Annotated in this window: 16 protein-coding genes and 1 pseudogene; 4 read left to right on the top strand and 13 right to left on the bottom strand. The window is 38.7% G+C overall.

The genetic code is table 11. The features are described from left to right. Positions 1-45: 45 nt before the first annotated feature. From NYZ99_RS13405 to NYZ99_RS21995, 7 genes are all read right to left on the bottom strand, one after another. On the bottom strand, positions 46-2,244 hold the full coding sequence (locus NYZ99_RS13405) for a DUF5916 domain-containing protein (protein ID WP_260571641.1): 2,199 nt from the start codon (positions 2,242-2,244) through the stop codon (positions 46-48). A 63-nt stretch (positions 2,245-2,307) separates the two neighbouring features. Continuing rightward, positions 2,308-2,472 carry a type II toxin-antitoxin system antitoxin gene (locus NYZ99_RS13400; protein WP_260571638.1) on the bottom strand — a complete coding sequence of 55 codons (165 nt, stop codon included), beginning with the start codon at positions 2,470-2,472 and terminating at the stop codon, positions 2,308-2,310. 80 nt (positions 2,473-2,552) lie between these two features. Beyond that, positions 2,553-3,050 carry a hypothetical protein gene (locus tag NYZ99_RS13395; protein ID WP_260571635.1) on the bottom strand — a complete coding sequence of 166 codons (498 nt, stop codon included), beginning with the start codon at positions 3,048-3,050 and terminating at the stop codon, positions 2,553-2,555. Position 3,051: 1 nt separating this feature from the next. Beyond that, positions 3,052-3,903 carry an SPFH domain-containing protein gene (locus tag NYZ99_RS13390; protein ID WP_260571634.1) on the bottom strand — a complete coding sequence of 284 codons (852 nt, stop codon included), beginning with the start codon at positions 3,901-3,903 and terminating at the stop codon, positions 3,052-3,054. 146 nt (positions 3,904-4,049) lie between these two features. Then, positions 4,050-5,279: a transglycosylase domain-containing protein gene (locus tag NYZ99_RS22005; RefSeq protein WP_338039013.1), complete on the bottom strand. Its 1,230-nt coding sequence runs from the start codon at positions 5,277-5,279 to the stop codon at positions 4,050-4,052. An 8-nt stretch (positions 5,280-5,287) separates the two neighbouring features. Continuing rightward, positions 5,288-5,959 carry a biosynthetic peptidoglycan transglycosylase gene (locus NYZ99_RS22000; protein WP_338039012.1) on the bottom strand — a complete coding sequence of 224 codons (672 nt, stop codon included), beginning with the start codon at positions 5,957-5,959 and terminating at the stop codon, positions 5,288-5,290. Continuing rightward, positions 5,956-6,237, bottom strand: coding sequence for a hypothetical protein (locus NYZ99_RS21995; protein ID WP_338039011.1), 282 nt, complete (start codon positions 6,235-6,237; stop codon positions 5,956-5,958). The genes NYZ99_RS22000 and NYZ99_RS21995 overlap by 4 nt, the downstream gene beginning before the upstream one ends. A gap of 270 nt (positions 6,238-6,507) precedes the next feature. Here NYZ99_RS21995 and NYZ99_RS13380 point away from each other — a divergent pair, with 270 nt between their 5' ends. After that, positions 6,508-7,194 (top strand): S1/P1 nuclease, encoded by a 687-nt coding sequence (locus NYZ99_RS13380; RefSeq protein ID WP_260575244.1) that lies wholly within the window; start codon positions 6,508-6,510, stop codon positions 7,192-7,194. Positions 7,195-7,201: 7 nt separating this feature from the next. Here the strand turns inward: NYZ99_RS13380 and NYZ99_RS13375 are convergent, their stop codons facing one another. The 3 genes and pseudogenes from NYZ99_RS13375 to NYZ99_RS13365 all read right to left on the bottom strand — a co-directional run bounded on the left by NYZ99_RS13375 (position 7,202) and on the right by NYZ99_RS13365 (position 9,180). Continuing rightward, positions 7,202-7,480, bottom strand: a complete 279-nt coding sequence (locus tag NYZ99_RS13375; RefSeq protein ID WP_260571633.1) for a TIGR03643 family protein — start codon at positions 7,478-7,480, stop codon at positions 7,202-7,204. A gap of 232 nt (positions 7,481-7,712) precedes the next feature. Continuing rightward, positions 7,713-8,309 (bottom strand): alpha-ketoglutarate-dependent dioxygenase AlkB family protein, encoded by a 597-nt coding sequence (locus NYZ99_RS13370; protein WP_260571632.1) that lies wholly within the window; start codon positions 8,307-8,309, stop codon positions 7,713-7,715. Beyond that, positions 8,309-9,180 (bottom strand): annotated as a pseudogene (locus tag NYZ99_RS13365) (AraC family transcriptional regulator). Before NYZ99_RS13365 ends, NYZ99_RS13370 begins: the two are co-directional and overlap by 1 nt. A 216-nt stretch (positions 9,181-9,396) precedes the next feature. Here NYZ99_RS13365 and NYZ99_RS13360 point away from each other — a divergent pair. Further along, positions 9,397-9,981, top strand: a complete 585-nt coding sequence (locus NYZ99_RS13360) for a hypothetical protein (RefSeq protein WP_260571631.1) — start codon at positions 9,397-9,399, stop codon at positions 9,979-9,981. Positions 9,982-10,034: 53 nt separating this feature from the next. Here NYZ99_RS13360 and NYZ99_RS13355 read toward each other — a convergent pair whose 3' ends face one another. The 3 genes from NYZ99_RS13355 to NYZ99_RS13345 all read right to left on the bottom strand — a co-directional run bounded on the left by NYZ99_RS13355 (position 10,035) and on the right by NYZ99_RS13345 (position 11,454). Beyond that, positions 10,035-10,400 carry a DoxX family protein gene (locus NYZ99_RS13355; protein ID WP_260571629.1) on the bottom strand — a complete coding sequence of 122 codons (366 nt, stop codon included), beginning with the start codon at positions 10,398-10,400 and terminating at the stop codon, positions 10,035-10,037. Beyond that, the gene (locus NYZ99_RS13350) at positions 10,397-11,035 is read right to left on the bottom strand and encodes an MOSC domain-containing protein (protein WP_260571628.1); all 639 of its coding nucleotides are present in this window, start codon (positions 11,033-11,035) and stop codon (positions 10,397-10,399) included. Before NYZ99_RS13350 ends, NYZ99_RS13355 begins: the two co-directional genes overlap by 4 nt. Before the next feature lie 65 nt (positions 11,036-11,100). Beyond that, positions 11,101-11,454: a DUF6249 domain-containing protein gene (locus NYZ99_RS13345; protein WP_260571627.1), complete on the bottom strand. Its 354-nt coding sequence runs from the start codon at positions 11,452-11,454 to the stop codon at positions 11,101-11,103. Positions 11,455-11,585: 131 nt separating this feature from the next. Between NYZ99_RS13345 and NYZ99_RS13340 the strand changes: the two genes are divergently transcribed. After that, positions 11,586-12,176 (top strand): RNA polymerase sigma factor, encoded by a 591-nt coding sequence (locus NYZ99_RS13340; RefSeq protein WP_260571626.1) that lies wholly within the window; start codon positions 11,586-11,588, stop codon positions 12,174-12,176. Beyond that, complete coding sequence (locus NYZ99_RS13335; RefSeq protein ID WP_260571625.1) at positions 12,157-12,417, top strand: hypothetical protein; 261 nt, start codon at positions 12,157-12,159, stop codon at positions 12,415-12,417. The genes NYZ99_RS13340 and NYZ99_RS13335 overlap by 20 nt, the downstream gene beginning before the upstream one ends. Positions 12,418-12,421 lie beyond the last annotated feature (4 nt).

The following is a 12,421-nucleotide window of genomic DNA, read 5'->3' as shown; positions in this document are numbered from 1 at the left end:
TCTTTAGTTTTTAATCGGATGTTACAAATACTTAAGTATAATCCATTATATGTTTAACCAATAGGTGAGCTTTAAGTTTATGGAACGATATTTTGGTTCAAAGATATTTACGGAATAATTGTCGTTGTAAACTATAAACAAGTCGGACAGAGGCGCAAATCGCCATTGTAACCGGGAATTGATTCCTAGGTTATCCCTCTGATTGCTGTACTGGAGGAGTGTGGTCCAAAAAACGGACTTGCTAAAAGTAAATCCAAAACGAGGGCTTACCAACCAAAGATCTGCACTGGGGTAGGGGTCAGGTAAACTGATTTTATCATAATTCACATTTAGGCTTATGCGCACTTTTGGTTGTAGTCTAAGGGTAGCCTCCCCACCAATGGAAAAACGCTGCCCGTTAAAGAAATTGCCTATAGAAGTTTCGCCTTCAAATGCAAAAACATTGGCCCTATTTGATTGATATCCCAACGTAAAAGTGCCAAATCTATATTCTTGGTTTCCGGGTAGTTGTACGGCTCCATCTGTCCCGGTGGGGTCAAAGGGGTCAAATAGATAGATATAACTAGAGGAATATTCAGCCCCAAACTCCGTAAAGTCCTTAAGCACAAAATTGTATTGACCTCGAATATCATAATCTGCTAATTGATAATCCAAGGAAGGTCTCCAATTGAATATTCCAAATACCTGAAGACCGTGATTATTGATAGCACCCTTTCTCGGCCAAAAAAGACGCTCTACCGAGCCAACAGCTTTAGCGATATCCGTTCTTGGGATAAAACCAAGGTCAGATTGGAAATCATTGTCTATATAGGCCAAATCTAGAAATGAATTCCAATACCTGGAATTGTAGCTCAGTAAGGCTCCGGCCGACAGATTTCCTTCATTGTCTCCAGGTTGATAGGACTTATGGAGATAATACTTACCATTCCAAGTGTTGTCCTCACTGGCAAGATTATAATCTATTCCCAGTACCCTATTATACTCTTCCTCCGGTGTTAAGTAAGGTTCGTTTCCAAAGGCTTGTCTATTTATGAAGAACATGCCAATATTGGAGCGGGAAAACACTTTTTGCTGTAAGGCAAACATTAAATTATTATTGGAGGCTACTTCTTGGTCCTCGTTTTTTGCGGTTTGAATGTCCAAAAAGCCCAACCGAAGGTTTTTGTTCAATTTTCCACTAAGCCGTACACCGCCTAGAATATCATTTTGTACAGAGTTTCCAAGTCTATCCGTAGCAATACCAATACGTCCGGAAAAGAAGGCATTGGAATGTCTGATACTTCCAAAACTTCCAAAGAGGTCATTGTTGTCAATAAAGAATTGCCTCCTTTCCGGTAAAGAAACTTCAAATCTGGTAAGGTTGGTGATAATGGCATCCACTTCAACATTTGAAAAATCGGGGTTTATGGTGACATCCAAGTTCATGCCGTTGCCAATGGATATTTTCGCATCCCCTCCAACTTTTAACTTTGTATTGCGTTCATCTGTTGTAAAATCCTTATCAGAAATGGCGTTTATATATGGAATTAAAGCTACAGGAGTTCTTGATTTTCCCAAAGGCCTTTCAAAATGCATGTCTCCCATAAATGCCAAATTGATCACACTTTGGTTTTGGGGTATTAAAAACCAATTACTGCGTTCGTTAGATTGCATATCGAACCGATAGCTTTGGAATCGCCATTTGGTTTCACCTTCGGCAAACTTAAATGAAGTCAAAGGAATGGCTATTTCCGCCGTATAGTAATTGTCATAGATTTTGGTCTCTGCTTTCCATTTTACATCCCAGGAGGTGGTAAAACCACTTAAATCCTGCCCACCCCCAGCAATGAGTGCTTCTCTGCGCACTCCATAAGGGTTTATACCAAAAAGAAATGCATTGGTACCATCGTTAAAAGTGTCAAAAACCAAACTGATATTGTCGTTACCCCCAGCCCTAAAGTCTCTTTCCAGGGAAGGAATCACGTAATCCATACCTGGGGAATAGGCTGTAATTCCTATAAAGAGGGTTGTTCCGTCGGTAAGCATGCGAATATCGGTTTGATACTGTGCTGGCACTTTATCAGATGGAAAATACTGTTGAAATTCGCCGGCACTTTGCGAAAAAGACCAAGCGGGGTCGTCCAAAATTCCGTCCAATTGTATTTTTTCCGATGTGTGTTTTACCGTGAAGGATTTCTCAGGATTTTGGGATATGAGAGCAAAACATGAAAGCAACAGTACTGCTGTACAGGTAAATTTGGTCATTTTGGATTGGAAACTTTGGAGCGTAAAGTTAATGCATAGTTGCGTTAAAAAAAGCCTAAAAGATTACTCCTGTTTTTTCTTAGGTTCGCGCTTGGCCTCTTTTAGACATTTCATCAACATCCATTCAATCCGGCCATTGGTACTACGGAATTCATCCGCTGCCCACTTTTCAATGGCCTTCAGCATATCCTCACTGACCCGTAATGCAAACGCTTTTTTCTTACTCATATTTGTATCTCCAATCCATGAATCATAGCATTGTCAAATACTAATTGTTATTGATGAGGTCTATGATCCAACCTATTACCTTATATTCCCTCATCCTGTTTAAAATATCTGTTTATGATTTGTCCCGCTTCAGCGGTTTTTTGGGTACCTATCAAAAGTTTTCCTCCAGTTTTAAAAACTATCTGTATGCCTTGATTACCCTTGATATTAAAGGCTTTGCTGTTTCTTCGTATTCCCCTGTAACCCCATCCGCCGTATTCAGTAATCGGGTTGTAGGTTCTAACGTAGCAATGTTCAATATTTGACCAAGGCACGATTCTGTTTTTCCTATGAAATGGAAAAAATCCATAATGAATACCCTTTTCATCAATTTGCGTTCTAAGTTTAATACTGTAGACTAGTCCTAGAAGCAACAATACCAAAATGAAGGCCAAAATAAGGACATATATTTCCGTTGCTTCCAAATTATTTGAGCGAAACGCCTGATAGGTTGGGTATATCATTACTCCTAAAACAAGGATGTTGATGAGGTGAAACCACCATTGATCGAACCGTTGAGTTTCCTTAAAAAAGCGCATGTTAGTGATTTAAAGTACCCGCATTCACTATGGGAGATGCATCCTTGTCAGAACATAGTACTACCATAAGATTACTTACCATCGCCGCTTTGCGCTCCTCATCCAAATCCACCAATTCTTTTTTGCTCAACTCTTCCAAGGCCATTTCCACCATACTTACGGCACCTTCGACAATTTTATGCCTTGCCGCCACAATGGCCGTGGCCTGTTGTCTTTTTAGCATGGCATTGGCTATTTCCTGTGCGTAGGCCAAGTAACCGATTCGGGCTTCCAATACCTCAATTCCCGCCATGGCCAAACGTTCTTGTACCTCTGTTTCCAAGGCCTCGCTCACTTCGTTGACACTGGACCTTAGAGTGATATCTTCATCCAAACCTTCATCGGCAAAGTTATCATAAGGATACATACTGGCCAATTTTCTCACTGCGGCATCGGTTTGTACTCGTACAAAGTTTTGATAATCGTCCACATCAAAAGCTGCCTTGTAAGTATTGGTAACCCTCCATACCAAAATGGTGCTTATCATTACCGGATTTCCCAGCTTGTCATTTACCTTTAACCGCTCACTATCAAAATTGCTTGCTCGCAAGGATATTTTCCTTTTCGAATAAAGTGGGTTCACCCAAAAGAAGCCATTATTTTTTATGGTACCTACATATTTACCAAATAGCAATAAAACCCTAGAACTATTAGGGTTTACCAACACAAATCCGGCTATACAGATAATTCCCAAAAGGATTAAAAGGATACCCAAGTAAATTCTCAATAGGGCAACGCCCCCGATTAAAAGCCCTAAGACAACTGCAATCATTACGTAGCCGTTGATGGGGCTATAGTTTTTTTCGTTTGACATGGTATATGATATTAAAATGATATCATAAATATATCAAAAAAAATTAAAACTAGCTAGTGGTGTTAAAAGTTAATCTTGACTTCTAAATTTCCGGGTCTTTTTCTTATTTGGGTTTTTGAAAAGCCTTTTAAAGAACCCATCACGTTTTACAGGCTCGCAATCCGAATTTCTTGAACATAGTCACTGGGAGGTGGAAATTTTGCTTGGGTAATATAGTTGAACCCTTTTTCCTTGTTCAGTTTCTGTAAGAATAGCGCATACATGGGCAAGGCCGCGTTCGCTCCTTGACCAATGGTGGTATTTTTGAATCCGATTTCATGATTGTCCAACCCGACCCACGTAACATGAAGTAAATTAGGGGAAAGTGCCACAAACCAAGCATCCTTGTTATTTTGGGTAGTTCCAGTCTTCCCGGCTATATCGTTAGATAGTTTATAGGTGGAACGGATTCGAGAGGCTGTCCCTGAATTTATGGTCGATGTCATCATTTCCAGCATAATCTGTCCATTTTCCGTAGAGAACGCGGCATTTTCACTCTTTTTGGTTTCGAATTTTGCCAATAGGGAGTCATTACGGGCGGTAATACCTTTTATCAAAAATGGTTCAACAGACCTACCGTCGTTTAAATAGCTAGTATACGCCTTTGCCAATTCGATCAATTTTATTTCACCGGTACCTAGGGCAATCGAGGGTTCCCTCGGTAGTTTTTCTTCGATTCCCATATTATTTGCTTGAGCAAGCACGTTATCAATACCTGTTTTTTCCATAACCTTCACCGCTATCGTATTAACGGATTTACTAAGTCCTTCTTCCATGGAATAATTGAGGTAGGCCTCATCCTTGTCCCCTGAATTGCTCGGTGACCAGCCTTCCAAATTTTCATATGCAACTTCCTCGGCTGAAAAATAGGTACAGGGTTCAATTCCCTGTTCTAAAGCTGCGGTGTAAACGATTGGCTTAAACGTAGAACCTACTTGGCGTTTGCTTTGGGAAATATGGTCATACTTGAATTGCTTAAAGTCGACGCCACCAATCCAGGTCAATACTTCACCTGTTTTTGGATTCATGGAAATGGAGCCGGTGTTCAAAAACTTCATATAGTGTTGAATGCTATCAAGAATACTTACCTCCTTTTCCGTATCTTCTTCCCAATTCTTTAGTACCATTTTTCTTTTGGTACGACTTAGACTATCAAATACTTCATCGTCGGATAATCCCTGTTTTTTAAGGTTTTGATACGCCGGACTTCTTCTAGCTATCGTTTTGATCAATTTTTTGTTTACAATCCATGGGGCATTTTTTCCATAGCTTTTTTCAAAGTCTTTTTGTAATCTACTCATGTGCTCCACCATGCTTTGCTCCGCCAGTTGTTGCATTTTATAATTCAAGGTAGTGTAAACCTTGAGGCGCGAAGTATAAATATTGTATGCCTGGCCCTGCTCATTTTGTTTTTTTGTCCATTCCAGTAATTGCTTACGCACTTCCTCCCTAAAATATGGGGCGAGTCCCGAACTATAATCATAATCCCTATAATCAAGATCGAGCTCGGATTTTTGAAGTGAGTCGGATTCGGTTGTGGATAGGAATCCATTATTCTCCATAGTATACAACACCGGATTTCTTCTTGCCTTACTCTTTTCGGAAATATCCTTGGGTTGTAGCCATAGGTCGCCTTCAACATACCCACCAATGTTGCCGCCTCTTCCACAGAAAGATCTTTAGTTCTAGTATTAAAGAATTTCAAAGAGGCACTTTCAATCCCAAAGGTGTTATCACCAAAGGAAACTGTATTAAGGTAATGAGTGAGTATTTGGTTTTTATCGTAAATATCTTCAAGTCTGCCAGCGATAAACATTTCCTTGATTTTATCGATTACGATATTAGTTGGCTTCCTATCTTTTACGGGGTATAGATTTTTTGCCAATTGCTGGCTAATGGTGCTTCCACCACCCGATGATTCATCTCCCATAAGTATGGTCTTTAGACCTACTCTAAGAAGACTGGGATAGTCCACGCCGGAATGTTCGTAGAATCGTTCATCCTCGATAGAAATCAAAGCTTGTAGAAGATGTTCGGAAACTCTTCAAAGGTGATGGGCTGTCTGTCATTTAAGTAATATTTTCCGATAAGGACACTATCCGAAGTGAATACTTCCGATGCCACTTGATACTGAAAATTAGAAAGATCTTTTTTACTTGGTATCTTTCCCCATACCCCTGCATATATGCTGCCTAAAAAGAGTAGGAAAATAAAAGCAAGGCCTACTATTCCCAAAAGTAGGTACCTTAGGATAGGAGGTTTTATTCTCAGTAATAGGTCTTTTAACTTCTTCACAAGTTTAAAATTAGGTTAATGGATTGGTATTAACCATTTCCTTTTATATCGGTATTTAGTTTGCCCTACCAAATCCCTCCATGAGGGTTTCATGGTTGCAAGTTCTTATTAATATTTTAGCTGACCTGAGTTTTAACAATACCTTAAAAGATGAAGTCCTATTTTTGTCCAAAACCATATTCATGAAGAAACTCACACTAATTTTTCTCGGTAATAGTTCAATGCTCGTTTGCCAATGATGAAATCTGATCCAAAACAGGCCATCGGGTCATTGGGGATGTAGCTCAGGACTACCTAACTAGAAAAGCAAGAAAGGCCATTGAACAATTACTGGATGGCCAAAGTTTGGCAGCGGTTTCCAATTTTGGAGATGAAATTAAGGCCGATAGGAAATATAGCGAATTCAGTGCTTGGCATTATGTCAATTTCCCCGCTGATAAGGATTACAAGGACGTGGAACCCAGTGAATATGGGGATTTGGTAATAGGAATCAACAAATGCATAGAAATCATTACCTCAGAAGTAAGTTCCAAGGAGGATAAAGCTTTTTATTTAAAGTTTTTGGTTCACCTTATTGGGGATTTGCATCAGCCTATGCATATCGGTCGCCTGGAAGACAAAGGAGGAAATGACATCCAATTACAGTGGTTTGGGAGAGGGAGTAACCTTCACCGAGTATGGGACTCCAATATGATCGATGATTATGGTATGAGTTTTACGGAACTTTCAAACTCCCTTCCAAAAATCTCCAAACAAGAGGTAAAACAAATTCAAAAAGGCGATATCTATGTATGGATAGAGGAAACCCAAGAAATTACGAATGAAGTCTATGATTCTGTTGAAGTAGGAGAGAAGTTGGGGTATCAATATAGCTATCGATGGTGGAATACGGTTGAAAATCAATTGTTGAAAGGTGGAATCCGATTGGCAGCCATGTTAAATGATATTTTCAAATAAACTTGAATTACCGTTTGGAAATTTTGTTTCCACTTATATTTTTTTGTCGGGAACATTTAAACCGTCCTGATACATTTTCTCGTAATTTTCTGTGTTTGGTGGCCCTACCCTGAACCCTTTTTCTCCACATGCGAAAACTGCTTGGCTTCATTTGCTTACGCATGATTTCAATAGTTTCCTGTTCGCTGATACCGAACTGAAAAGTAATAGCCTCAAAAGGAGTTCTATCCTCCCAGGCCATTTCAATAATACGGTCCAATTCCCTTTCTGTAAATTCTTTTGTCATAGCATTACAAATATACAAAGCCTTTGATAAAAGAAGTTTGGCATGACATTTGAAAATTAGAGGCTAGCGTAGGGCCCGACAAGCAGATTAATATTGGTGTGCCCTGGTATTAAAGATGGTCGGTCTACAAAAGGCATAAAAAATCGGTTCCCACAACCGATTTTTTTTTTATTTAAGTTTGACAAGGGCTAAAATCGATTTAAAAGTTTTCTATAAATTGTCTAAGTCATCTTTATTTAATTATCCTAAATGTGAGATTGATCCGTTCCCCAACCGGTTTTGCCGTTTTTGGTATTTGATGCTTCCAAGTATGTTGGGTTTCCCCCTGCATCAATAATAAACTTCCGTGTTCCAGGATCATTTTGTGCTTTGCAAATGACTTAGTATTGTGTTTTAGGTGGAACATACGTTCGGCCCCCAAACTCACAGAGGCGATGACAGGGTCTTTACCTAGTTCCTTCTCATTATCGGCATGCCAACCATTGCTATCCTTGCCATCCCTGTACAGATTCAGTAAACAGGTGGTAAATTGTTGTGAGACGTGTTTTTCAATTTCCGATTTTATTTCCAATAATATCTTGCTAAACGGATGAGGTGTCATAATAATGTTGGAATAGGCGTAAGGCCTGTCATTATTGGCATACAATGCGGTAAGCCTGGGCTGGGCATACACTTTTCCGAAAACTTTGATGTCATCCTGTTGCCAGGGGGTTTCGATCCGTAACTTTTGAAAAAAGGTATCGGCAACCTCACTTGGAAAAAAATTAGGGTAATATTGTATGTCACAATCTGGCAAATCCAATTGTGTGAAATTCTTTTTTTCCTGCATTAGACCAATACGGCTTTCAGCTCATTTCTATATTCACTAGGATTTTGACCCGTAAAGGCCTTGAACGACTTATTGAAGTGAGAAAAGTTGTTAAAACCACATTCAAAACAGACCTCCGTAATACTCATGGGTTTTTCGGCCAATAATTTGGAGGCATGTACCAACCTATATTCGTTCACAAACTGTACAAAAGTTTTGTTAGTTAGCTTTTTGAAATATCTACAAAATGATGGAATGGTCATACTCACCATAGAGGAAATCTCTTCTAAGGTTATTTCTTCCTTAAAATTGTTTTTCACATGGTTGAAAACAATATTGATTCGGTCATTGTCCTTAATATCCGTGGCGAGGGAAAACCCAGTGGCATTTAAGAGCTTCATTTCTTGCGAACCGCCTAATTCATTCAAAATGTTTAAAATGCTTAGGAGACGTTGGAAATCGGTCTGATATTCCAGTACTTCCATTTTTTCACCAATTTTTCTTTTGGTCTTGCCAAAAAAGGCAATACCGCCACTGGCAATTTCAAAAAGCTTTTTGATTTTCTTCATTTCGGGAATAGTGAAAAAGTCGGTTCCCAAAAAGTCCAGTTTCATCTGTATTACCGTTTCACTAGTATTACCCGTAAGGGCATCGGTGAATCCGCAATGGGGCAGGTTACTTCCTATTAATATAAGGTCACCATCTGTATAATAGGAAACATGACTACCTATTTGGCGTTTGCCGGAACCACCATTTACATAGACCAGTTCCAGTTCGGGTGGTAGTGCCACACGTTATTTCTATTAACCCTGTGCTCATCAAACTTTTGATAGGTAAAAGAATGTCCAAAATCTGGTTCAATGGCCTCAAATGTAGGTTTTTGTGCAATCATCTCTATGGGTTTGCTAATGTAAAGTTAGGCAACCTTTTTTGGAGGTCACTTTGCAAAATTAACCTAAATATGTGGAATATTAACATTACTATCTTAAAGTGATGTTAAGACTGGTAAAATAGCACATAAATTGGAAAAATAAGCTGTAGTGGAGGCTGGATATCAGACGTATGTTTGTAACGTAAATTATTAATTAATCCTTTAAAGTAATTTATTATGAAAACAATTGTAAAAATCACAACCGTAGTTGCCTTTATGTTCGCTACAGTAGCGGGCATGGCAAGAGAGCCTAAATTGGACGTTGTTACCTTAGGTAAATCCAAAAGTGTCTTATTGACATTGGATGCACCTGACCAAAGTGTAACCATCCAGCTTTTGGATTCGGATTCTAATAGCATCTATTTTGAAAAACTTTCAAATGGTCGTTTCAGTAAAAAACTGAACATGAAAGACTTGGTAGATGGATATTATTATTTGGTCGCTGAAAGTGGTCTTAAAAGTAACATGTACACTATTTCCTTAAATGATGGTGTCATTGAAATCATCGATGCTGAAGTAGATGCTAAACCATTCTTCAGAAAAACGGCCGACAGGGTGTTCATGAACTTTTTGAACTTGGATAAATCCGAGGTATCCTTAAAAGTGTATGATCAAAACTATAGATTGGTATTCTCTGAAACCGTATCCGATAAGATGATCATTGAGAAAGCCTTCAATTTTGAAGGAGCTTACTCCGGAAGTTATATGGTTGTAGTATCCGATGATACTAAAACGTACAGTGAAGAATTTGTTGTTAATTAAGTTGGTTTAAGTTAATTTCAAGGAAAGGGGACTGGAGAGTCCCCTTTACGTTTTTATAAGCTTACGTAAGTATAGGCCCAATACATGAGCAGAAATTGCATAGGAATACGCAGTAATAGTAACCACTTAGGAAAACCAGCGGATTCTTTTTCGCCCTTGAGCATATAAAAGTGAACCAATAGAAAGACCACCAACATGGCAATGATACCATAGATGGCTATATTTTTTGTTTCCTGTGAACAGAGAGCAATACCCAATAGAATTTCAAAAACACCACTTAGAAGTACTAAAAATTTTGGATAGGGCAGATAGTTGGGCATTACCCTAAGGTATATTTTGGGCTTTATAAAATGCATGAGACCTGCAAACACATACAGTGCGGCCATTAAATACAGGTGCCAAGGAAAATGAAGGTTCATTCAAGAAATTTTTGCATTCGGTCTTTTTTATATTGGGGTACTGCAGGATTTTCCATAAACCTATGAAGCAGTTCCTTGGGTTTTTCTTTCATAAACATGAGCTGATAGAATTCCTGTACCGTTAAGGTATTCTCCGAAAGCTGTATCAATTGGAGTTCATCGCCAACACTGACTTCCCCTTCCTCCGTAATTTTCACATACGTACCAGGATGATTTTGATCGATGAATTCTTTTAGGATTTGTTGGGTACCAAATCGTATTCCCAGCTTATAACAAGGTTCCCTTGGTTGCGACACCTGAACCAAGGCATTTCCTAATTTATAAATAGAACCTACCCTTATCTTGGATTCATCTAAACCTGTTATGGTAAGGTTTTCTCCAAACATGCCCCAATTCCAATCAAGTTTGGGATATTTTTCCTTCCAAAAAGGATACTGTTCGGCGGAAAACAGATAACATGCCTTGTTTTCGCCCCCATGGTTTACCCTATTAATGATAGTGTCCTTACGAACATCACTTTTGGTCAGGAATAATTTTTCCGAAGTTGGAAATTTGAAAATACCGGTTTGTTCTTCGGCGCCGTTCCAAATAAAGGTTTTAGGCTCGTTGCAGACATTGGTGGAAATTACCTTCATAATGTGAAGATAAAAAAAACCGCCGAGATGAAAACTGGCGGTTATACTAAATTGTAAAGCAGTCTTTATACCTCCTTTTCCAACTTTTTGGTAAGAAAAAACCGAGATAATAGTCCAATTCCGGCCATAAGGAATATGGTTCCGGGATAGGCAACACTGTCCTCGACTCCTAAGCTATACACCATAATCGATGCCAAAAAGATAGCACAACCAATCCCTATGAGTAATAAGGAGAGATTTAGGATTAGGACTTTCCAAAATGGTGCGGTTGGTTCTTTTCTGCCTTTTACAAAAATACTTGCGTCCGCACCTTTTTCTATAAGTGCCATACGTTCCTTGTTCCTTGTTGAAAAGAATAAATAGGCTATACCAAAAATAACCCCAAAGATTAACGTGAAAATAATTACTTCTCCTCCCATTGATTTGTTTTTTAATTGATAAATAAACTGTTTACTTCTATGACGACAATAAAAATCTTCAGGTTACAACTTTTTTAATTTTTCTTTAAAACTGTAACCTTAGTCCAGTACATTTCGTCCAACGTATAGAAATGAACAAGCAAAGCGACCAACCATTAATAGCCCTTGCCCAAAAAGGCGATATGTCCGCTTATGAAAAACTAGTGGATAATTATAAACATATGGTTTTTACCTTGACGTTTAGATTGGTGGGGAATAGGGAGGATGCCGAAGAGGTGGCCCAAGATACATTCTTGAAGGTGTATAGTGCTTTGGCCTCATTCAAAGGCGATAGCAAATTTTCTACGTGGTTATATAAAATAGCCTATAGAAAAGGACTGGATTGTTTAAAAAAAAGAAGGTCGCTGCCGAAAACAAAAGAATTTGATAAGGATATTAGATCAATCATTCCTTTAACTACAGAGATATGGAACGACCTAGAAATAAGGGAGAGAAGAAATACTATTAAAAGTGCGATTGAAAAACTGGCGAACGAGGACAGTGTTTTAATAACGCTGTTTTACTATGAGGAGCTTTCTCTAGTCGAGATTTCAGATATAATGGATATTGAAACAAATACGGTGAAAGTAAAACTGCATAGGGCGAGAAAAAAGTTGGCCTCAATTTTAAGAAATTCATTGGAACCGGAAACAATTCATAATTATGAGGGAACAAGAAGATAAGGAATTGGATGCATTCTTAAAGACTGCGATGAAAGAACTAATACCTGAAGAGGTATCTGCGGATTTTAATAAAAAACTGTTTCAGAAGATTGCCCAAATAGAGGGCAAAAAGGTGGCCCATACCCCTTTGATACCCAAAGTGGTCTCGGTTTGTATTAGGTCTTTTCTTAATTGGAATTTTGGCAATTGGCTTTATGGCAAAACCACATCCCGACTTTTGGCTCTTTTCAATGAAATATAATACC

Origin of the sequence: Maribacter litopenaei, assembly GCF_025244665.1 — a bacterium.
Taxonomy (GTDB): domain Bacteria; phylum Bacteroidota; class Bacteroidia; order Flavobacteriales; family Flavobacteriaceae; genus Maribacter; species Maribacter litopenaei.
Note: the sequence above shows the minus strand (reverse complement) of the source record. Positions and strands in the feature narration are given on the sequence as shown.